Source organism: Longimycelium tulufanense (assembly GCF_014645795.1).
GTDB classification, from domain to species: domain Bacteria; phylum Actinomycetota; class Actinomycetes; order Mycobacteriales; family Pseudonocardiaceae; genus Longimycelium; species Longimycelium tulufanense.
In genome coordinates this window covers 61,289-82,183 of sequence record NZ_BMMK01000027.1, presented here as the reverse complement: position 1 = coordinate 82,183, position 20,895 = coordinate 61,289, and the positions used below count along the sequence as shown (strand labels likewise).

The following is a 20,895-nucleotide window of genomic DNA, read 5'->3' as shown; positions in this document are numbered from 1 at the left end:
CCCCCCCCCGCCACCATGAGTGGCCCGGAGGGGGCTGTTGTGCACGGATCTGGGGACGATCAGCCAGAGAATGCCATCTCAGGTCTGGTGGCGAGACTGCGCGAGTCGCGGGCAATCCGAAGCGAAGCGGTAGCGAAGGCGTTTCTGCGGGTTCCGCGTCACCGCTGTGTCACCCGCCACTTCACCGCACCATCGTCCCCCGGTGCCAGGAGTACTGTTGTGCCCCAGGAAGGTCCGGTGCCGCCGGAGGTGCTGCGGGCGGTGTACTCCGATGAGGCGCTGGTGACTCGTCTCGGGGTGGACGGTTGGCCGGCGAGTTCTGCGTCCCAGCCGTCAGTGGTCGCGCGCATGCTGGAGGCACTGTGCCTCGCGCCCGGCATGAGGGTTCTCGAGATCGGTGCTGGAACCGGCTACAACGCCGCCCTGCTGGCAGAGATCGTGGGGCCTCAGGGTTGGATCCGGAGCGTTGACGTCGACGCATCGGTCGTAGCCGGCGCCCAGGCGACGCTCGATCGACTCGGCACCAGCAACGCCATCGTCGCGCACGGGGACGGCTACGAGGGTGCACCCGACCATGGGCCGTACGACCGCATCGTGTGCACGGTGGGGATCGACGGGATCTCACCCCACTGGCTTCGACAGCTGACGTCGGACGGGATCATCCTGGCCCCGCTCGGTCATGCGGGTTTCCACCCTGTAATGCGCTGCTTGCGATCCGGCTCGGATCTGCGGGGCGAGGCCGTGCTGTGGTGCGACTTCATGCGGGCGCGCGGATCACTGTGTCCGCGCCCGGACCCGCTGCACTTCGTCAATGTCCAGGGAACCGGAGGCGTTGTTGATCGCCATGCGCCGGTGCTGGCGAGCCCGTCCCGCTACCCGGACCTCTGGTTCTTCCTCGGTTGCCGGGACCAACGGGCACGCTTGCTGGCGCTCCGCGACCACACCGGCCAGGAGCACTGGGGCTGTGGCCTAACCGACGACCGGGGCGCGGTACTCCTGGGCCAGGATGCCACCTACATCACCGGAAACAGCGACCTGCTCGACAACGCGCTCGGCCTCGTGCGGGACTGGGCCGCCACCGATCGTCCAGAACTGGACGAATGGCGGTGCCAGTTCGCACAGGACAGCACGGTTCTCGTGCCGAGCAACTGGGTACTGGCACGCTAGTTACTTCGACCTGAAGAAGTCGGTGCGTTGATCGGCTTTCTGCGGGGCTGGACCGGGGTAGGACGATGGCCTCGACCTTGGGCTAGAAGGGAATCGAGGCCATCGTGCTGCGCATGGCAGGCGACGGTCGCTGTGATGGGAGTCGGCCCTACCGGAGGAGTTGGAGCGGGTGGACCGGCCACCGGACGATCCGGTGTTCTTCGTTCCGTTCGTGCGGCCACGGCTGGGACCGCACCCGCCTGGATGGGCAGCACGGGGGCGCAGATCTGGTGCGGCTACGGAGTCTTCACCCACAACCACACCAAGATCGCATCCCTCACCACCTCACAGTGGCCGCCTTATCCGGCACGACCACCACCATCGGGCACCACTCACCGCACGAACCCGTTTTTCAGGTCGCAGTCACTAAATTGAGGATGAGTGGCTTGCCGCGGTTTCGAAGTATCGGCGCGGTACGTCGACCAGCATGGTTGTGATCTGCTCCTCAGTGACCCCACGCTCCCGCACGAACGGCAGCACCTCCTCACCAAGGTGGAGGTAGTGCCACTGGGGCGCCAGCCGGAAATAAGCGGGGTCGAACCAGTCGATGTAACAAGCGGTGTCGTGGGAGAGGACCATCTGCCCGGCGTAGCCGCGGCGACACATCTCGACAAGGGTGTTCGCCTTCGCCTCGAAGGTGATCCCCAGGTAGCCCCCGAACCGATCCATTCCGAGGACGAATCCTTCCTCTGCCAGCTCGGTGAGGTGGTCGACGTCCGTAGTGTCCCCGCTGTGCCCCAACACGATCCGGTTCGACTCGACCCCCTCCTCGTCGCACATCACGCGCTTGACGACGAGCCCGGAGCCGCTACCCGGGTGGGTGTGCACGGTGATCGGGATGCCAGTCCGGTGGTGTGCCCTGGCTACGGCGCGCATCACCCGCTCCACTCCTGGCGTGAGTCCCGGCTCGTCGATCGCGCACTTGAGCACGCCAGCGCGAACCTCGGTGTCGGCGATGCCTTCCTCGATGTCCCTGACGAACATGTCGACCATCGGGTCAGGCACCTCGGCACCCACCAGTGCCTTCAGTCCCGGGCCACGACCGACGAAGTAGAACGGCACGTCACTGTAGGTGTAGCACCCAGTCGCCACCACGATGTTCAGTTCCGGTACCTGGTTGGCGACGCGTTGGATGCGGGGGATGTAACGTCCGAGTCCGATTACCGTTGGATCGACGATCGTGCGAACTCCCTGCGCCGCCAGCTCCTTCAGCTTGTTCACGGCGTCCGCGACCCGCTCGTCCTCGCCATCCCATTCCTCGGGATAGTTTTGCTGGACCTCGGTCGTCATCACGAACACGTGCTCATGCATGTAGGTGCGGCCCAGTTCGGCCGTATCGATCGGCCCGCGAACGGTCGATACCTGAACCATCGTCTCACCTCCCTGGAAGCCTTCCCGGGCTGATCACTTGTCGCGTGCGTCAACTTGCCGTCAGGGACGCAGATACGACGCGCCGTTGAGGTCCACGATGGTGCCACTGGCGAACTCGGCCCCCGGCGAGGCGAGGTAGGCCACGGCGTCCGCAACCTCGTCGGGGGTCGCCACCCGGCCGAAGGGGCTCTCTGCCCGGACCGCTTCCCCCTGTGGACCGGCGAGGTAGTCCGCTGCCATCCCGCCCTCGACGGGGCCGGGGGCCACCGTGGTGACCGAGATGCCGACACCGGCCAACGTCAGCGCGAGGGTCTGCCCGAAGGCGTGAAGACCGGCTTTGCTCGCCGCATAAGCCGGTGCGTAGGGGGAACCGCGGAACGCACCGCGTGAGCCGACGTTGACGATGCGTCCTCCCCGCTCCCGCATGTGTTGCACGGCGCAGAAAGTGACGTTCGTAGTACCGATGAGGTTGAGCTGGATGATCCGACGCCACCCTTCCTGCCACTGCTCGTAAGAGGAATCGAGCACGGGGTGGAAAGGCTCGCTGATCCCGGCGTTATTCACGAGAACGTCCAACTGGCCCAGCGCTGCCACAGCGTCCTCGACGAGACGCCGAGCCTCGTTGTGCTGGGTGATGTCCGCCTGGATCGCAAGATGACCGTCGGCGGGCAGCGACGCGACCACACCCTCCGCCCGCTCCCGCCCGGACGCGTAGTGCACCGCGACATGATCACAGTCGGATGCGAACCGTCGCACGATCGCCGCTCCGATGTCACCCGAGCCACCAGTGATGAGCACCCCCCGTCCACCCATGGTGTTGCCTCCTTCCGTCGCCCGAATCGACCGCATTTCTGCGGATAGTCTGATGAGAACCGACAAAGTCACTTTGCGCAAACCAATCAGAGCGTGTCGGTGATCGAACAGGAATACCAGTGGGGTCTGTTCCGCCCAGGGCTGAGGGATGACCACAGCAGACACTGCGACGCCACGGCCTGGTGACGGCCCGTCGTGCGGTGGCCAAGCAGGTTTCCAGAAATTGTGCTCGCAACGCGTCAGGGTGAGGGAGGTCGCGGGTGAGAACCCCGTCGGTGATCACGTGGGGTCTTACCCACACCCATGGGCCTCCCCAACCGGGCGGCACCAGTATGCGCCCCTGTCCACGTGTCCGCCACCGTCTCGGCTGCCAGTACCAGCGGGTGCTGGAGGCGTTGCACGGCCAGTGACCTCGGACGGTGCGGATCATGATGATCTTGCTGTCCGCCCGGGATATGAGCCTGGTCCAGGTCGCCGGGCTGCTGCACGACGACCCGCACACCGTGCGTCGCTGGATCGGCCGTAGGAACCTCGAGGGCCTCACCGGGCTCGCGGACCGGCCCCGGCCAGGATATCCTCGCCTGGGCAGCCCGCAGCGGGCCAGCGGAGCCGTGCGCTGCCGTCCACCCCAAAGCCTGGACGACAGCCCGTCCGTGGCGGGCGCTGGGCCGCCGCGCGATCAGTCTGCGCGCGATGTCCCGACGGGCCCCGCGAACAGGCGTCCTGGCGGCAGCCCTGCCGGCAGGATCGGTGGTCGTGGCCGACGACGAAACCCACCTGGACCTGCTGGCCGGGTCAGTGCCTGGCGGGTCCCCCAGGGGATGCGAGGCGTGGCCCCGGCCCCGGGCAGCAACCTGCGGCGCACCCTGTATGGCGCGACCAACCTGGCCACCGGACCGTGAGTGGCGCTACCACCCGGCCAGTCAAGAGCGTTTCCGGTGGTGTTCTGTTCCTTCCTGAACCAGATCCCGGCCGCCTACCCGGACGCGTCGAGGATCGCGGTCCGCTGTGACAACGACTCCATCCACCACAGCGGCATCACCCGAGAATGGCTGGCCGCCCCCGCCTGCTGCCGCTCACCGAGTCCGCTACAGCCCACAGAACAACCCCGTCGAACGCATCTGGGCCGCACTCCACACTGGATCGCCAACATCACCCCGGCCACCATGGCCGACCGCATCCGCCAAGCCCACGCGTTCTTCCGACATCGCACCCCTGACCAGATGCTGGCCACCGCCACACCGTGGCTTCCCGACGGTTACGGACACAACCCTTGGAAAGCTGCTCAGTATGCGGCGGCGCACAAGTAGGACAGCAGAAACCTGATTCGCCGCCAGGTCAGGCTACTCGCCGGGGCATCATAGTCGTCCAGTTCGTGGTCCGTATAGAGATGTCCCGCTCGTGGGTACCGGAAGGTCTCGGCCCGCAGGCCGGCGCGGGTCATGTCACGTTGCCATTCCCTGAGATCCGCCGCCACCTCCCGAGCATCGCATTCGGCGAGGTGAAGCTGGACCGCCATGCCGGGACGAGGGCTCCGCGGGGCCGGGCCGAAGCCGTGCAACATGATCAGTCCAGCGGCGCACGGATCCCGGTTCGCCAGCTCCTGCCCCAGCCAGGCGCCCAACGACAGGCCCAGGTACACCGTGATCGGCCCGGTGGCAGCGGCTTCCCTCGCCGCGCGGCGGTACAGCTCAGCCATGCCAATCTCGTCCCGCAACGCCAGGCCGTGCTCCGGGCTGGCAACAGGCTTTCCTTCGTAGAGATCGGGGACGTGGACGACGTATCCCGCCAACCGGAGCAGGTCGGCTGTGGCGGCAACGGCAGGTCGGATGCCGTAGGCGGAGTGGAGCAGAAGAATACGCATACCGTCTCCCGGCGACATCTAGGCGGTTCGCGTCAACTGTTCGCGGCACAGGCGCGCGTAGAGTCCGCCCGAATCCAGCAGCTCGTCGTGCGTGCCACGTTGCACGATGCGCCCACCGTCAACGACCAGGACTTGGTCGGCGTCCCGGACTGTGGCGATTCGATGGGCAATGATCAGGACCGTTCGGCCGGCGAGAATGCTGGACAGGTTCCGGTGCAGGAGGTACTCCGACTCGGAGTCCAGGTGCGCGGTCGCTTCGTCGAGCACGATGACGTCCGGGGCTTTCAGGAGGAGGCGGGCGATCGCGACCCGCTGACGCTCGCCACCGGAGAGTCGGTGACCGCCGTCACCGACGACAGTATCCAATCCGTCGGGAAGCGCGTTGACCGTCCGCCACACCTCGGCGGCCCTGAGGGCGTCGACTAGCTCCTGGTTCGTCGCGTCCGGTTTCGCGTAGCGAAGATTCGCACGGAGGGTGTCGTGAAGGAGATGCGGGTCCTGACTGACGATGCCGATCCTCTTCCGTAGGATCTCCGGAGACACGTCGCGGGTTGGCACTCCGCCGACGCGAATGCTCCCGGTCGTCGGGTCGTACAGCCGCAGAAGAAGTTTTGTGATCGTGCTCTTTCCCGAACCGGACGGACCCACGATCGCGACAGTTCGCCCTGGTTCCACCGCGAAGTCGATGTGCCGCAGCACATGCCCACCCCCGTCCGCACAGTCCGTTGAGTCGAGGACCGATGTGATTCCTGTTCTCGGCGCGATCTCGGGATACCGGAACCCGACGTCGTCGAAGACGACGGACAGCGCTCCCGGCGGTAGGGAGGCGCTCCGGTGGTCGACAATGGCCGGGGGCACATCCAGAACCGCGAAGATTCGCCGGAAACTCACCAGGGTCGTCGCGACGTCCATCCGAACGGTGGAGAGGGCACTCAGCGGCCCGTAGAGCCGGCCGAGCAGTGCCACGAGGGCGAGGAGCGTTCCCACGCTCATCTTCCCCGCCATGACGTTCCCGCCCGCAACGACGTAGACGAGGGCGCTGCTCAGTGCCGCGGCGGCCGACAGCATGGCGAAGAAGACGCGGTTGTAGACAGCTCGCCTGATCGCGGTATCCCGGGTTCGTTCGGCGAGTCCCTCGAAGGTGGCCGCCTCCTCACGGGGACGTCCGAAGCACTGGGCGAGCAGTGCCCCTCCGACGGTGAATCGTTCCGCCGTCATCACGGAAATTTCCGCGTTGAGATCCATTTCCCGGGCGGTGAGTCGTTCGACAACGCGACCGATGCGGTTGGCGGGCCACCAGGCCAGAAGGACGATTACGAACGCGACAGCGCTCAGGACCCAGGACAAATAGAACATCGCGCACAGCACCACGACCAGGCTCACCAGGTTCGACACCACGCCCGAGAGGATCGCGGTGAACGCCTGCTGGGCCCCGAGCACGTCGCCGTTCACCCTGGCCATGAGCGCCCCCGTCCGGGAGCGGGTGAAGAAGCCGAGATCGAGCCGCTGGACGTGCTCGAACAACTCCACTCGGATGCGGCAGATCAGTCCGTCGCCGATCCGGCCCGACAGCCAGGCCTGGGCCAGGCCGGCCAGGGCGTCGAGCAGGCCGGCCAGCGCGATGGTCGCCGCGAGCAGGGTGACGAGCTGGAGGTCCCCCTTGAGGATGCCTTCGTCGACAAGATATTTCGATACCAGTGGGCTGATGGCCGCGAAGGCGCCGTCGAGGACGACGACGGTCCCGAAAAGCAGGATCGTGCCGCGGATGGGCCGGGCGTACCGGCCGATGCGGCGCAGTGTGCCGATCGTGTGGACATCGTCGGGTGGTGACATGTCGTCCCGCTTCACCGGTCTCTCCCTAGGTGATGAGGAGGGCCGCATCCCAAGGCATGGCCTTCCTGGAGTCGGCAGGCCGATCGAGGTCCGCCGCGGTGAGCAGGGCCAGTGCGATTCCTGCTGCGCCTTCGAGATAGCCTGCGTCATCCAGATACCACCCCGGCTGCGGTAGCGGCGAGTAGGCTCGGAAGCCGAACTCCGTCGCGGGGTCGAAGTGGTCGACGACGTGGTCGACGAGTTCGGGAATTCGGCTTCGCAGGAGTGGATCGTCCGCGTGATCCGCGATCCGGATGACGCACTGGAGCAGTCCTGACCAGCCGTGGCACAGGCCGGCGTCGTGGAGCATCGCGCGATCTCGCTCCCGGGAGAGCGTCGCATTGGTCGCCGCGACCGCGCTGCGCTCCCACTCGGGTCTCCCCATGACGTGCCCGGCGACCTGAAGTGCTCGAGCAATTCCGGGTGCCCCGTAACACCACGCTGTTCCTCGTGTTCGAAGCACGGGTGGTGGCTGATCCTGGCACTCCTCCTCCAGACTGACGGTCGTGGGCCAGGAGGGGCCGTAGTCATCGGTCAGTTGCCAGTCGAGCAACCACTGGGCGATCCGTTCGATTGCGTCCCGCTGCCCGGGTACGGACACCCCGTGTCGTGCGGCCAAGGCGAGCAGGGCCAATGGTCCGGCGATGCCGTGGGCGATCCCGAGGTCGAAGTATCCCTGGTTGAACGGGGTGCCGTGCGAGGGTGGTGGCTTCTCCGCGATCCACCAGCCTGGGACGGGCCGTCCCTTCACCGTGACCGGATCGGTCAGTCGAACAAGGCAGCGCAGGATCGAACGTGTGCAGCTCAGGAGAGAGTCACCGCGGCCGAGGGTGTAACGTCCGAGCCCGGCAAGCCCACTGATGGCGTCGTAGCCGCGTGGACTCGTTCCCGCTCTCGCCAGGTTCACTCGCTCTTCTTCGATGCGAACGAGCTGGTTGGCCCGTGCCGCGACCATATCGTCCAATGTCGACAGGAGTCGCCGGTAGTGCCCCGGGTCCTGAGCGGCGGCTGCGGCGGCGAATGCCACCGCGGGCGCTCCCCGGAACAACGACCCTCCGCCACCGTGTTCCTTCCGTTCCAGCTCGACCACCGCAGCACTCAGGTGATGGTGTGTCGCGGGATCAGGCCGACCGTGTCGCTGGCCGAGGTGGGCGAACAGCAGTGAGATGCCAACATGGCCGTTCCCGAGTGCGAGCGGGTCCCAGGCGGACGCCGTGATGTTGCTGCTCGGTGCAGTGGGTGACCGAACACTGGTCGCGACCACCGCGGCTGGATCGCGGAGCCGATCGGCGACTTCGAGCGCGACAGATTCGGCGGTCTTCCTGTGGCGCATTCGGTGTTCCGCGTTCATGCGGGCACAGTGGTCGAGCACCCAGCGGCACGACGAGCGCCCTGAAGATGCAGGATCTTCCTGGCGATGGCGTACGCCCGCGTCTCCAGTCGGCGCGACACACCCAGTATGCGGTTGCAGTGCATGTGAAGGACGGACTCCAGCCGGTTGTTCCACCGGCTCTGATCGGCACGCACGTCCGGGAGCGAACGTAGCCCTTCGGCATACCGTTCGAGTGCGACGGCCCGCCGCTGCCAGGCGGTGAGAACCACGTCATCGTTGCGGACCTGTGGACCGGGCTCGCCCGGGCGACTCGGATCGACAAATTTGCCCACCGCGTCGGCGACTTCTCGCCAGTCCAGACCAGCGACCGACCGGGGGAAGGTTTGCAAAGCCCACTTCTCCCACCCCGCATCCCCGTGTGCGTTGCGGACCAGGTGGAGACAGGTCGCCGCCGCGACCACCTCGGTGTTCTCGTCCTCCAGCGTCTCGAGGTGGCGCACGACGGCCACGCTGTCGGTGTGGAAGACGCGCTCCGCCAGGGTGAGGGTGGCCGGGTCACCGTAACGTTCGGTCTCCGGGAGATAGGTGTCGAGTACCAGGCGTCGCGCGAGACGGGCGGCGCAGACCTGGCTCGCCCAGTCGTGGAGTCTGGGCAGCACCTTCCGGTTGAGGTCGGTCGCGGAGCCGTGGAATCGCAGCCGCAGATGGGGTTCCGGATCCGCGTAGCGAACGAAGAACCAACGGTCGACGTGCTCGTCCACGTCTGCGAGGAGTGCGGGTAGCTGTTGTCCCAGGATCTCGGTCTGCCGGGCCGCGGAGCAGTAGAGCTTGGCGTAGATCCAGTCCCCACCGGGGAGGTGGGGCCGGGACGCCGACGGGCGATCAGGCGCCGTCGTGCGTCCCGACCTCGTTGGCTGGCGGCGGACCAGCGGGAAGACGATCTGCCCGACGTGTGCCCCGCAGGTGCCACCCAGCCAACCATGGGCGTCTCTGGTCAGCCCGCCGGGCACCTCGTGGAGCGTGTCGCGGTGCAGCCGGACCACCTCGTCCCACAACACGTCGCGCTGGGCGGGCACGGTGAGGTCAAGTGGGAGCACCTGGTCGGCCTGCGCCACGGCCACCAGGTCGGGTACTCGCCAACACCGCCGCCACGCGTCGAAGGCGTCGAGCCAGTCCTGCCGGTTCCGCCCGTCGCGGTCGCGCAGTGTCGCGGGGAGATGCCAGCGTGCGGGCGCCAGCACCGTCCTGCCGTATCGCACGCGCGGCAGGAACGGCAACGTCTCCAACGGCCCCCACTCCCAGGCCGGCCAGCCACGCACCGCGCTCCAGGACACCTCGGCGAGGAACCTGGCGAGGTTGGGTGCCAACTCCCAGTTGAGCTGGTGGCCGAGCACCGGGGTGAGCTCCTGGCCGGAGCATCGGGAGACGAGGTGGAAGCCGCTCCCGTCGGCTCCCACGAGGAGGTCGTCAACGTCGAGGGCGTGGTCCGCGGGGAAGGTCCCCACCCCGATCATCCGGCGATGCCGTGCCGGGACCCGCGCGACGTTCTCCTCCCGGGGACGCCGCACCCGCCAGGACAGGTCGACCGCGCCGGGGAGGATGTCACGCACCCGGTCGGCGAGATCGGCGAGCGCGTTCTCGGACTCGGGCAGGACGTGGGCGAACCGACCCATCGTGGCACCTGCGACCCGGCCCCAGGGCGCGACGTTGAACAGCAGGGTGAAGTCGCCCGAGTCCAACGCCTGTGGCGAGGACGCCAGGAGCGTGGCATGGACGTCCAGGGCCGGGGGCACCGCCTCCGGCCTGCCGTGGCTGGTCGTGCACAGCCGATCGACCAGCGCATCGTCGAGGACGATCTCGTGCCGCCGTTCGGCGAGCGCGGCACCGAGGACCTCGGCCAGCACGAGGTTCCGTGCTGACTGGTTCGTGCGCGGTGCCGCCGCCGACCGGTCACCGCGCGGCACCTGGTACGTGGCGGGCGGGCCCATCCCCTCGTCGGGATCGAGCAGCTCGCGGACCAGGACGAGCCGATCCTGGCCATACCGTTCGAGGAACTCCTCCCGATAGTCACGTAGGTGCGGTGCCTCCTCCTTACCGGCCACCCGCCACAGGAGGGTCGCCGCGCGCTCAACCTCCCGCGCCACGGTTCGGGGGAGCTGCACCCGAGCGTCCAGTGCGAGGTCCACCTGAAGCTGGTCCGGGGCCTTCCGGAGGCGGGTCATCCGGGTCGTCAGGTGCCGGTGGTCGGGCAGCCCCGCGCCGACCTCCGTCGCCGAGTACGCCTCGATCTCGGACCGGACCTCCCGCAGCGCCTCGGCCTCGCGGACGTCGGCTCCGGCCAGCCGATCCAGGACGTGTCCCAGCGGATCGTCGGTCTCCAGCCGCGGATGGAGGTCGGTCACTAGGATCCCTTTGTCCACCAGGGACACCAGGAAGTTGTCGATCTCCCGTTCGGTGGCCGCCGGCACGCTCTCGCGGATCTTCGCCCTGAGTTCTGGCACCGGGATCGGGCGTGCCGCCGCGTGCACCACCTCGGCGACAACCGGGGAGAGCCGGACCGACAACTCCTGGTCTCGCTGGTCCGTGGCCCCAGCACCATCCTCGGTCGCCGACAGGAACGGGAGCACGAGCCGGCCCGCCCGCCGGAAGCACAGGTTGCTGACCGCGACCCGGAGCCGGCACAACACCTCAGGACGTCGTTCCAGGTCCGCCGTGACTCCCCGCAGCCATCCCATGTCCGGACGGACGACCTTGCGGTGGGCCTTACCCAGACTGATGTGGGCGCGGTCCCCGAACGAGACCGGGGCGACGCCCACGAAGAGCCCGAACGGCGTCGGGCGGGCGGACATCCGCACCAGGTAGCGCGTGAGAGCGCGTGACTGTCGGGTGCCCACCAGGGGGGCGGTGTCGAGCAGGGCGGCCGCGGCCGGGCTCGCGACCTCCAGCGCCTCCCGCACCAGCTCGCGGTCTGGCGGCGCGGGCCGGCCGCCGCCTTCCGACACACCGTTCCGGGACGCGCCGTCGACGGGCAGCACGGGCGCGCGCAGCAGTGCGAGGTCGCCGCCGCGGAAGAGCACCCGGGAACAGCGGCGGGCACGGCATTCATTCACGACACATCTCCTCGTCAAGAGCCAGCCGGCGGGCGCGACCAGTGAGGTTGCGGTGTGTGGGGGCGCGGGGACAGCTCGGCGAACCCACCCGCGACCACGACAACACTGCATGAACCGGACAGCACGTCCTCGAACACCAGAACGAACCAGGGGTTTTCCCGGCCGACCGGAACGCGCCGATCAGTTCAGAATTCGAAAATCAGCATCCGATTCGGTGCGACGCTGGTTCTGCACACCTGTTTCACCACGTCGAACCGCGGATCAACCCCCACAGGCCGGATTGCACGTCGCGCACGTGGCGGTGCAGCGCGCGGTACACCCAACACAGGTGTAGTTGCAGGTGAAGTTGGTCAACGCGGCCCGCTCCACCTGGTCGGGCGACCCCGACGGCAGTACTCGTACATCAAGGTCCAACTCGGACATCCTGATACCTTCCTTGTCTTCATCGACCACCGTTACAGGTGGTTCGGGGAGCCGACCGAAAAACCATCTCCCAAGGTAGACCAGAATCCTGGACAGCACCCATAAATATTGTTTTCCCCTACTATCAGCAGAACTGATCCCGACCCCGCATCTTCTTTTCAGGTTCAACCAACGTTCCTGGTATACGGACGGCGACAATTGGTGAACACAATGTACCGATGACGTGATCGACGACACATTGCCTTGATGGATTATCACGGCGGCGGGTTATCTGGGAAGACGAAATCCCGTGGTCAGAGCCGTGTGGTGACTTCTGGAACCAGGAGCCGAACGTGTCCCTCCGTCAGCTCGAGTATTTCTTGGCCGCACTGGACGAAGGGGGGATCTCACGCGCCGCGGAGCAACTCTTCATCACCCAGTCCGCACTGTCCCAACAGATTCACGCGCTGGAACGGAGCGTGGGGACACGACTCCTCCATCGGGGGCGTGACGGCGTTCGCCCGACCGCAGCCGGCGCGGCCTTCGCCCAACACGCCCGCACGGCCGTGGCCAGTGCCCGGCAGGCGTGGCTGGCCGCCCGCGGAGTGGCCGAGGGTGCCCCGCCGATCCGCCTCGGCCTCCTGTCCTACCTGATCGACAGCTACCTGCCCGCCTACCTCCGGCAGTGGCTGACGCGGCAACCCGATGCACGCCTCATCGTGCGGGCATTCGTCCAGGACGACCAGCTTCTGGTCAGTCTCGACTGTGGCGAGGTCGAGGTCGCGATCGGACCGTCCCACACCAACCGGGCCTTCTCACACAGCCTCGGCACGGAGGAGTTGGTCGTCGCGAACGCCACCCGGCTGACCGAGGACCGCGTGCTGACCATCGACCGCATGGCCACCCTGGACTGGGTGCACTACGTCTCTCCCCGGCACACCCTGGGACGGCTGTTGGACCAGGTACTCAACGGAACGTCTCGAGTCGTGGCCAGGGCACCGCAGGCGACCGCTGCGATCCATCTGGCCCGCGCCGGGGTCGGCGCCGCGCTGGTGCCCTACGCACTCGCGCGGCTCGCACCCGACCTCGTGCTCCATCGCGTGGATCCGCCGATGGTGCGGGAGCTCTTCGTCGTCTCGCAGGCTGTTCGGCGCCAGGAGGTGGCTTCCTTCATCAACGTTCTCACCGCCACCTCGCTCGTCGAACTCGCGCCCAGGCCGATCAGGCGGGAGGTGACCGCCGTCGACGGCATCACGGCGGCCCGCTGAGCGGACACGCGCACGGATCGGGTCCGGACGGTGGATCACCGCCCGGACCCGATCGTCACCAGCCGCGGTCGTCACGGGCGGGTTCACGGGTTGTGGAGCCACCGCCCGGTTACGGTCAGCTTCGCGTCGTGGACCGGGCGACTCCCCCGGAACGCTGGGCGTTCCGCACGTCCGCCGGGTCCGCCCTGACCTCCTTGGCATGCCACTCGACCGGCGCCATCGCTCCGGCACGCTTGATGTCCAGCTTGATCGGGAAGATCATGTACGAGTTGTTCGAGTTCGGGTAGTTCATCACCAGCCAGCCGATGTAACGGTCGGCGTTGGCCCGCACGTCGATCCAGCCCTTGTTGCCCGGCTGCACCAGGTACATCGCCGACTCCGAGGTCGACTTACCGAAACTGGTGGTGTCGGTGGTCTGCTTGGAGTAGGAGAAGTTCCCGGTCACCGAACCGTTGGCACCGCCCTCCTTCGGCATGATGCCGATGTTCACGCTGCCGCCCGCCGTCCATCCGGTGGTCTCGCTGCGCGACCTGTCCTCGCTGGTGTTGATGGTGTAGCTGCGGGTGACCGGGCTCTGGGTGCCATTGGTCAGCGGAATGCTCTGCGCCACCACCGGCTTCTCCTGCTCCAGCTTCCCCACGAAGGAGCAGCGCGACTCCTTTCCGCACCGCGCCGCGAACCGCCACATACCCTCGCGGTCCGTCTCGAACTGGGGATCAATGATCCGCGCCGAGCCACGCTTGTTCTGCGGGTCGTAGTCCCACCCGGTTTCCGAGATGTACTGGATCCCGGGAACGTCCCGCTTCAGCTCCTCGTAGCCGTACTTGCTCTTCACGTCCGCGCGACGCACCATCTGGTCGATCCCGTCGCCCGGCATTCCCTGGTGGTTCACCTTCGCCGGGGGCCGGGACTGCTCCGCGGCGACCGCGGTCGCGGGTACCGGACCACCCAACACCGCGACCCCGAACGCCAGCGCAGTGCTGGCGCCGACGGCACCGGCACGCGTCAGGGTCCGCGGCAGGAGGCACTTTCTCATCGAACACATCCCTTCGGAACGCAACCGAACCGGGGACTGACGGTTCTGGGCCGAAACTCTTTCCCCAGTTCCACGTGGTTGCTGGCGTCCTGGTCCCGCGAACAGGTTTGCAGGAAGTAGACGAATGTTTCCAGCGCGAACTTCTTAAGTTGCCATTAGTGAGCCACTCCTGGGCAACGGCTCGGGTGCGCAAGGCCGCGGATGTGATCTTGTTGTCTGGTGACGCCAGAGGAGATGGAGCGAGTCCGTCCCGGTAATCGTGGGTTCACTGCCGGGATGTCAGCATGCCGCGGCTGCGGCGTTCCTGGCAGCCGAGGCCGACTACGAGGCGGCCTACCTGCTGACGCTGCAGGCGGCCTGGATGGCCGACAACAGCAAGCCGAACTCGCTGCAGGCGTCGATGTCCAAGGCCAAGGCCGGCCGGACAGCCACCGAGGTCACGCTGAAGTGCGTGGAGCTGTGCGGCGCCCTCGGCTACACCGAGCACGAGCTGTTGGAGAAATGGAGCCGGGACGCGAAGATTCTGGACAAACACGCGCCGGTGAGTTGCGCGAGCTCTACGAGCGCCCTCGGACGAACAGGCGTGGATCGGTCGCTGGATCCGCCGTTCATGAGGATCTTTTCGCCACTGATGTCGGCGTCGTCGCGTGTGGCGAACCTGCCGATCCGCACGCCGTCCAGCCCAACGAACCAGGCTCCGAACTCCGGTCCGGTTTCGTTCTGGGTCAGCGCCCCAACCTCGTCCTACCTCCTTGGTCATGTCGGCCACACACGTCAACTTGCACGTCTCACCCCCTCGGCAGTGCGGTGATCTCCTCGATCGCGTTCTTCGTGCGGCCCTGATAGCACCAGGCAATTTGTGCATCCATACTGTTGATGTGCACCCCACGATGGGCAGTGGCGTAGTCACCGCTGATAACGATCATGTCGATGACGCGTACGTGACCACAGTTGTAGCGGGTACACGCGAAACACATCGAGTCCTGGTGCGCGCCAGCCGGTAGCGGGATCTCCCGCCAACCCATCGCCCGGAAATGTTTCCGGTATTCGTCGGTCATGCGATGGCCCCCACCCGCGTTGACGAATGCAGCCGGACCGCCGTACGCCGAGCACGCAACCGTTCGTTGGTGATTCGCCCCATGATCTCGTTCACGGTGACCGAGTCGTCCCCGGCCGCGTGCGCTCCGGTCGGTTCGGCCGTAATCGGCGGATACCGATGAGCGAGACACATGGCCATCGCGCCAACCAAAATCACCAGTACCGCGGGAATACCAAGAGTGATGATCATCATGCGACTTCCTTTCGACCGCAACGGCAAGCTCGGTTGGCAACGGGACGACGCGGCACCGCCTTGACCCCCTTGCTGTCGACGGTGACGGAGACCTCGGCGTCACAGGCCCGGCGCAGTGACCCGTCCGGCAGGATGCGGTGGACCGTGACCCACCAACGCTCACCCGAGCCGGGCTGAGTCCATGTGCGGCGGGTCAGGTGATCCTCGAGCAGAGCGGCGGCATACGGCACGGCCGTGTGCGCCACCGGGTCGAGCCGGTTCCACCCCAGGTAGAAGCCGAAGTCGTCAACGTCCTCCGTCGCGACCAGGACGCGTTTGCCCTTGTGGATGCGGTAGTAGCTCACCCGATGCGGGTGCAGTGCTGACATCAAGATCACTTCCCTGTGGGCGATGCCCCGGACAACCGGGCCGCCGGGACCATCGGAGGTGTAATCCTGAAGATTGCCGTAAACTTGACAGACGGTCCATAGCTCGATGGAGGGACGTTCTCTGGGCCGCTGAGCTGCGTATACGCTGCGCGACATGGCACTTGACAGGGGCACTCCCCGTGCGCATGCGCTGGGATCTCGTCTACGCGAGGTAAGGCAACGCGCCGGACTGGGGCTGCGGCAGATGGCAGCAGCGTTGGGCGATGTCAGCCATACAACCGTTGCGCAATGGGAAACCGGGCAACGCCCGCCATCGCCACAACGCGTTGATCAGTTCTTGCAAATCACAGGAACAGGCCAGACCGAGCGAGCAGAGCTTATGGAGTTGGCCCAACACGTAGACGGCCCGCACTGGATTTCCGTTGGGATGCCCGCCCCACCGCAACAGCTTGTGGCACTCATGGAGTTTGAACGCGAAGCAAGCTCTATTATCGAGGTTGCCCCAGGTGTCATTCCTGGACTACTCCAAACAGCGGACTACGCACGCGCGATGATGCGTGGCAGCGGCATGAACCATACCGAAGCAGAAACCCGTGTCGCCATGCGTGTTAGCCGTCGTGAGGTACTTCATCGCGAGCCCCTCCACTTCACCGCTATCATTGGCGAGGCACCACTACGATCACTAGTTGGCGGACGACAGGCGATGGAAGAGCAACTACGGTTCCTGATCAAAATGGCGCAGCGAACCAACGTTACTCTACGAGTCGTACCCCAGGAGTCGGATTGGAACCCTCTCATGGAGGGTCAATTTGCGGTTATCAACTTCGAGCATGACCCGCCGATAGCTACATCGGAGAACCAAATCTCTAGTCTGTTCTTTCATCGCCCGAAGGATGTTGCAGCGTTCCAACAGAAAGTGGAACAACTCTTGAACTTTGCCATGACTTCAGCCGACTCTCTGGGCTGGATAGCTAACCGACTGAATCATTTGGAGTCGTTATGATGACGCGTTGGCGACTCAGTAGCCGGACAGCCAATACAGGATCATGTGTCGAGGTCGCAGGCTTACCCCCGAACGGAGCGGCCATCCGTGACAGTAAGAACCGTTCCGGACCCATTCTGTGGTTCAACCGTGCCGCGTTCACTGCGTTCGTAGAGACCGTCAAGGCTGGACGAGCGGACCGCTCGCCGTCCTGAACTGACTACAAGCCAAACGGCGGAGTCCTCTTTGCGGGACTCCGCCGTCCTCTCCCATCAGCGCCGCGGGCATGAGTGTGTGGCTCCGGCGGGTCCGGAACCGGAGCGGGTTCCGGACCCTCACACGTTCGGCGGCACCTGAGAGGGCGGGCGCAGAGTCGCCCGCAGACGACTTCGGCGAGGCGGTAGCGTGACCCGGCCCCTGAGCCCTTCGGTCCACGAGGCTGCCATGCCGCCGATCATCACCAACGAGATCGACTACTGGGATCACTACGCCCACGGCGTCACCGACAAACCCCGCGAGGAAGCCCTCAAACACGCGTTCGGATGGACGCAGTACGAAGGCCACGGCCCCGGTGACGAACTGCTGGGCGATCCCCTCTCAGCATTGGAGTTGGGCTGCGGCCGGGGTAATGCCGTCGCCGCCCTGGCGCTCAAGGGTGTCGAGGCCACGGGCGTCGATCTCTCGGCCGCACAGTGCGAGGAGGCCCGACAGCGATGGGGTGACATCCCGGGCGCCCGCTACCTGCACGCCGAGGTCCTCGGCCTCCTTGCCACCACCGACCAGCGCTGGGACGCGATCTACTCCATCTGGGGAGCGCTGTGGTTCACCGATCCGAAGCGCCTGCTCCCCCTGATCCGCAAGCGCCTGTCCCCGGGCGGACGCCTGGTGTTCTCCCACGCCCCAGCGGTTCCGGGCAGCTACGGCATCCAGGGCATGTACGGCAACGGCTTCAAGGGTCGCCGAGTGTGGATCTACCGCTGGGCCTATGAGCCCGCAACGTGGGCCGATCTGCTCTACCGACATGGCTTCGTGGATATCCATGCTCGGGTGGAGCCCGCCCCGGAGCGCGAACACGTCGGCACCCTCATCGTCACAGCTCAGGCGGGGCGGTAGCGCCACGTCTGTGCGATCGAGCGGTACCGGAAACGACCGTCTGATTCGGTGGCGCCGTGATCAGGGACCAGTCTGTCCAGACCCGCTACTTCAGTTCCTGGGAGGACTTACCCAGCAGGCGGCGGGCCACGATGAGCTGCTGGATCTGTTGCGTGCCCTCGAAGATGTCCAGAATCTTCGCGTCCCGGCTCCATTTCTCCAACAGCTCGTGCTCGGTGTAGCCGAGGGCGCCGCACAGCTCCACGCACTTCAGCGTGACCTCGGTGGCTGTCCGGCCGGCCTTGGCCTTGGACATCGACGCCTGCAGCGAGTTCGGCTTGCTGTTGTCGGCCATCCAGGCCGCCTGCAGCGTCAGCAGGTAGGCCGCCTCGTAGTCGGCCTCGGCTGCCAGGAACGCCGCAGCCGCGGCATGCTGGGTGTTGGCGGGCCGGTCGTAGTCCACCTCGACGCCGGCCTTGGCGAGCAGCTCCCGGGCGGTCTCCAGGGCGGCCCGGGCCACCCCGACGGCCATGGCGGCCACCAGCGGCCGGGTGTTGTCGAAGGTCTGCATGACGCCCGCGAAACCGCGCTCCACGTCGATTTCCGGGCTGCCCAAAAGGTTTTCCTTGGGCACGCGGCAGTTGTCCAGCCGCAGCGTGGCGGTGTCGGAGGCGCGGATGCCGAGCTTGTCCTCGACCCGCACCACTTCCAGGCCGGGCGTGCCCTTCTCCACCACGAACGACTTGATGGCGGCGCGCCCCTTGCTGCGGTCCAGTGACGCCCACACCACCACTGCGTCGGACCGCTCCCCCGCGGTGACGAAGATCTTCTCGCCGTTGAGGACGTAGTGCTCCCCGTCCAGGACCGCGGTGGTGCGGATGGCCGCCGAGTCCGAGCCGCAACCGGGCTCGGTGATTGCCATCGACGCCCACACGTCCTTGAAGCGGGCCAGCTGCTCGTCGTTGGCGACGGAGGCGATGGCCGCGTTCCCCAGGCCCTGCCGGGGAATCGAGAGCAACAGTCCGACGTCGCCCCAGCACAGCTCGATCGTACCGAGCACGGTCGAGAGGTTGGCACCGTTGCGAACGCCCTCGCCGTCGTCCTTCTTGCGCCGCACGCCGCTGGCCCCGTGCCCACCCTCGCCGGAGGCGTTCATGCCGTCCAGCAGGGCGGCCAGCATGTCCAGTTCCTTGGGATAGGTGTGCTCGTCGCGGTCGTACTTGCGCGAGTTGGGCCGGAAGACCTCGTTCGCCACCTGCTGGGCCTGGTTCACCAGTGCCGCGAACTTCTTCGGGACCTCAAGGTTGATCATGTCCACTACTCCCAGACGGATCCGAGTCCCGTTAGACGAGGACGACGCCTTCGGCCACCCCGATGGCCCGCAGGTCGCGGTACCACCGTTCGACCGGATGTTCCTTGACGAAGCCGTGACCGCCGAGCAGCTGCACGCCGTCGCTGCCGATGGCCATTCCCTTGTCCACACACAGCTTCCGGGCCAGTGCGACCTCGCGCGCGTACGGCAGGCCCTGCTCGGCGCGGCTCGCGGCGCGGTAGGTCACCAGGCGCATGCCCTCCAGTTCGATGCCGATGTCGGCCACCCTGAACGCCACGCCCTGGCGGTGGCTGATCGGCTCGCCGAACGCCTCCCGCTCGTTGACGTAGGGGACGACGTAGTCGAGCACGGCCTGGCCGGTGCCCACGGCCAGCGCGCACCACGCGAGCCGGGACAGGCGTACGCACTCGCGGAGCTCGTCGGCGCGCCCCAGCAGTGCCGTGGCCGGCACCGACACGTTGTCCAGCAGCAGCCGCCCCATGCCGGCCGCACGCAAGCCCATCCCCGGGTCGGCCTCGATCACGATCCCCGCGGTGTCGGACTCCAGCAGGAACAGGGCCGGCGTGCCGTCCAGGTTCGCCGACACCACGAACAGCTCGGCGTCGGCGGCCCGGGCCACGAACGACTTGACGCCGTCGAGGACGAAACCGCCGCCCACGCGCCGCGCGCGGGTCTTCGGGTCGAGCGGGTCGAACAGCGGCCGGGGCTCCTGCAGTGCCAGCGCGGCCGGCGGCACGTGCTCGCTGACGAACGCCGGCAGGTAGGTGGCCTGCTGGTGCTCGTCCCCCCACAGCACCAGGGCGGTGCTCACCGCCGACGGGGCCAGGCACGCGACGGCCAGGCCCATGTCGCCGTGCGCCATCGCCTCGGCGACCAGCACGTTGGTGAGCGCCGACCGCTCACCGCCGACGCCGCCGAGCTGCTCGGGGATGCCGACCAGGGTGACGCCCAGCTCGCCGGCCCGGTCGAGCAGGCCGTCCGGGGGCGCGCACCGGGTGTCCGCCTCGGCGGCGGCCGGGCGCAGCTGCTCGGCGGCGAACTCGGCCACCGTCTCCCGGATCAGCTGCTGGTCCTCGGACGGGGTCAGGTCGAACAGGCCCGCCTCGCCGGCGGCGGGCGGGCGCACCGGCCTGTCCTGCCGCTGCGTGGACTGGAAGGTCCGGGTGGCCGCGCCCAGGGTGCGGAACCCGGTCTTGGCGGCCTGGTAGACCGTTCGCTCCACCGGCTTGCGCAGGCCCAGCCGGTCAATCAGTCCTACGCCGGCGAGCCGGTTGATGAAGGCCAGGCCGAGGCCGATCGCGTCCCGGCGGGGCCGTCCCCGCCGCTGTGTACTGACCATCCGGACTCCCACCCAGGTCGAACACGTCGCTTACCGCACTATCTACTCTAGAGTAGACTTACTACTCGGTAAACAAACTCTTGGGGACGTACGTCACAGTCCCCGCGGCACCGGTCACCACCTCGTCAGCCGCGTCGGGTGTCCGCCGCGTTCCCTCCGCGGCTCGCCCGTGTTCCCTGCATAACCCCAGTCTGCGCCGCCTGTCTGGGCGGAGT

At 66.9% G+C, this 20,895-nt stretch carries 17 protein-coding genes and 2 pseudogenes; 7 read left to right on the top strand and 12 right to left on the bottom strand.

The window, feature by feature from the left end; genetic code table 11:
* Positions 1–15 precede the first annotated feature (15 nt).
* Entirely contained in the window at positions 16–1,167 is a 1,152-nt protein-coding gene (locus IEY55_RS23430; protein WP_229686675.1) for a protein-L-isoaspartate O-methyltransferase family protein, read from the top strand.
* 405 nt (positions 1,168–1,572) lie between these two features.
* On the opposite strand, the gene IEY55_RS23425 is transcribed toward IEY55_RS23430, so the two are convergent.
* Together IEY55_RS23425 and IEY55_RS23420 are read right to left on the bottom strand one after the other, a co-directional pair.
* Complete coding sequence (locus IEY55_RS23425) at positions 1,573–2,577, bottom strand: phosphotriesterase family protein (protein ID WP_189060693.1); 1,005 nt, start codon at positions 2,575–2,577, stop codon at positions 1,573–1,575.
* A 60-nt stretch (positions 2,578–2,637) separates the two neighbouring features.
* The gene (locus IEY55_RS23420; protein ID WP_189060692.1) at positions 2,638–3,390 is read right to left on the bottom strand and encodes an SDR family NAD(P)-dependent oxidoreductase; all 753 of its coding nucleotides are present in this window, start codon (positions 3,388–3,390) and stop codon (positions 2,638–2,640) included.
* A 332-nt stretch (positions 3,391–3,722) separates the two neighbouring features.
* Here IEY55_RS23420 and IEY55_RS33085 point away from each other — a divergent pair.
* Positions 3,723–4,700 (top strand): annotated as a pseudogene (locus IEY55_RS33085) (helix-turn-helix domain-containing protein).
* Here IEY55_RS33085 and IEY55_RS23405 read toward each other — a convergent pair.
* From IEY55_RS23405 to IEY55_RS23395, 4 genes are read right to left on the bottom strand one after another with little or no spacing between them, the layout of a single operon-like run.
* Positions 4,676–5,254: a dienelactone hydrolase family protein gene (locus IEY55_RS23405; RefSeq protein ID WP_189060689.1), complete on the bottom strand. Its 579-nt coding sequence runs from the start codon at positions 5,252–5,254 to the stop codon at positions 4,676–4,678. The pseudogene IEY55_RS33085 and the gene IEY55_RS23405 overlap by 25 nt on opposite strands.
* A gap of 18 nt (positions 5,255–5,272) precedes the next feature.
* On the bottom strand, positions 5,273–7,102 hold the full coding sequence (locus tag IEY55_RS23400; RefSeq protein WP_229686673.1) for an ABC transporter ATP-binding protein: 1,830 nt from the start codon (positions 7,100–7,102) through the stop codon (positions 5,273–5,275).
* 10 nt (positions 7,103–7,112) lie between these two features.
* Entirely contained in the window at positions 7,113–8,477 is a 1,365-nt protein-coding gene (locus tag IEY55_RS32195) for a lanthionine synthetase C family protein (RefSeq protein ID WP_229686672.1), read from the bottom strand.
* Positions 8,474–11,569, bottom strand: a complete 3,096-nt coding sequence (locus tag IEY55_RS23395) for a lantibiotic dehydratase (protein ID WP_189060687.1) — start codon at positions 11,567–11,569, stop codon at positions 8,474–8,476. Before IEY55_RS23395 ends, IEY55_RS32195 begins: the two co-directional genes overlap by 4 nt.
* A gap of 755 nt (positions 11,570–12,324) precedes the next feature.
* Here IEY55_RS23395 and IEY55_RS23390 point away from each other — a divergent pair.
* Positions 12,325–13,239: a LysR family transcriptional regulator gene (locus tag IEY55_RS23390; RefSeq protein ID WP_189060686.1), complete on the top strand. Its 915-nt coding sequence runs from the start codon at positions 12,325–12,327 to the stop codon at positions 13,237–13,239.
* A gap of 115 nt (positions 13,240–13,354) precedes the next feature.
* Here IEY55_RS23390 and IEY55_RS23385 read toward each other — a convergent pair whose 3' ends face one another.
* Positions 13,355–14,275 (bottom strand): hypothetical protein, encoded by a 921-nt coding sequence (locus IEY55_RS23385; RefSeq protein WP_189060685.1) that lies wholly within the window; start codon positions 14,273–14,275, stop codon positions 13,355–13,357.
* A 280-nt stretch (positions 14,276–14,555) separates the two neighbouring features.
* On the opposite strand from IEY55_RS23385, the pseudogene IEY55_RS32620 reads away from it, so the two are divergent.
* Positions 14,556–15,086: pseudogene (locus tag IEY55_RS32620) on the top strand (acyl-CoA dehydrogenase family protein); the annotation flags it as partial.
* Here IEY55_RS32620 and IEY55_RS23375 read toward each other — a convergent pair.
* From IEY55_RS23375 to IEY55_RS23365, 3 genes are read right to left on the bottom strand one after another with little or no spacing between them, the layout of a single operon-like run.
* Positions 15,064–15,333 carry a hypothetical protein gene (locus IEY55_RS23375; RefSeq protein ID WP_189060684.1) on the bottom strand — a complete coding sequence of 90 codons (270 nt, stop codon included), beginning with the start codon at positions 15,331–15,333 and terminating at the stop codon, positions 15,064–15,066. The pseudogene IEY55_RS32620 and the gene IEY55_RS23375 sit on opposite strands and share 23 nt — an antisense overlap.
* Positions 15,330–15,566, bottom strand: a complete 237-nt coding sequence (locus IEY55_RS23370) for a hypothetical protein (protein ID WP_189060683.1) — start codon at positions 15,564–15,566, stop codon at positions 15,330–15,332. Before IEY55_RS23370 ends, IEY55_RS23375 begins: the two co-directional genes overlap by 4 nt.
* Positions 15,563–15,934: a hypothetical protein gene (locus tag IEY55_RS23365; protein ID WP_189060682.1), complete on the bottom strand. Its 372-nt coding sequence runs from the start codon at positions 15,932–15,934 to the stop codon at positions 15,563–15,565. The genes IEY55_RS23370 and IEY55_RS23365 overlap by 4 nt, the downstream gene beginning before the upstream one ends.
* A gap of 154 nt (positions 15,935–16,088) precedes the next feature.
* Here IEY55_RS23365 and IEY55_RS23360 point away from each other — a divergent pair, with 154 nt between their 5' ends.
* The 3 genes from IEY55_RS23360 to IEY55_RS23350 all read left to right on the top strand — a co-directional run bounded on the left by IEY55_RS23360 (position 16,089) and on the right by IEY55_RS23350 (position 18,029).
* Positions 16,089–16,937 carry a helix-turn-helix domain-containing protein gene (locus IEY55_RS23360; RefSeq protein ID WP_189060681.1) on the top strand — a complete coding sequence of 283 codons (849 nt, stop codon included), beginning with the start codon at positions 16,089–16,091 and terminating at the stop codon, positions 16,935–16,937.
* Complete coding sequence (locus IEY55_RS23355; protein ID WP_189060680.1) at positions 16,934–17,131, top strand: DUF397 domain-containing protein; 198 nt, start codon at positions 16,934–16,936, stop codon at positions 17,129–17,131. Before IEY55_RS23360 ends, IEY55_RS23355 begins: the two co-directional genes overlap by 4 nt.
* A gap of 190 nt (positions 17,132–17,321) precedes the next feature.
* Positions 17,322–18,029, top strand: coding sequence for a class I SAM-dependent methyltransferase (locus IEY55_RS23350; protein ID WP_229686670.1), 708 nt, complete (start codon positions 17,322–17,324; stop codon positions 18,027–18,029).
* A gap of 85 nt (positions 18,030–18,114) precedes the next feature.
* Here the strand turns inward: IEY55_RS23350 and IEY55_RS23345 are convergent, their stop codons facing one another.
* Positions 18,115–19,320 (bottom strand): acyl-CoA dehydrogenase family protein, encoded by a 1,206-nt coding sequence (locus tag IEY55_RS23345; protein ID WP_189060679.1) that lies wholly within the window; start codon positions 19,318–19,320, stop codon positions 18,115–18,117.
* Positions 19,321–19,351: 31 nt separating this feature from the next.
* Entirely contained in the window at positions 19,352–20,680 is a 1,329-nt protein-coding gene (locus IEY55_RS23340; protein WP_189060678.1) for an acyl-CoA dehydrogenase family protein, read from the bottom strand.
* Positions 20,681–20,895: the final 215 nt, after the last annotated feature.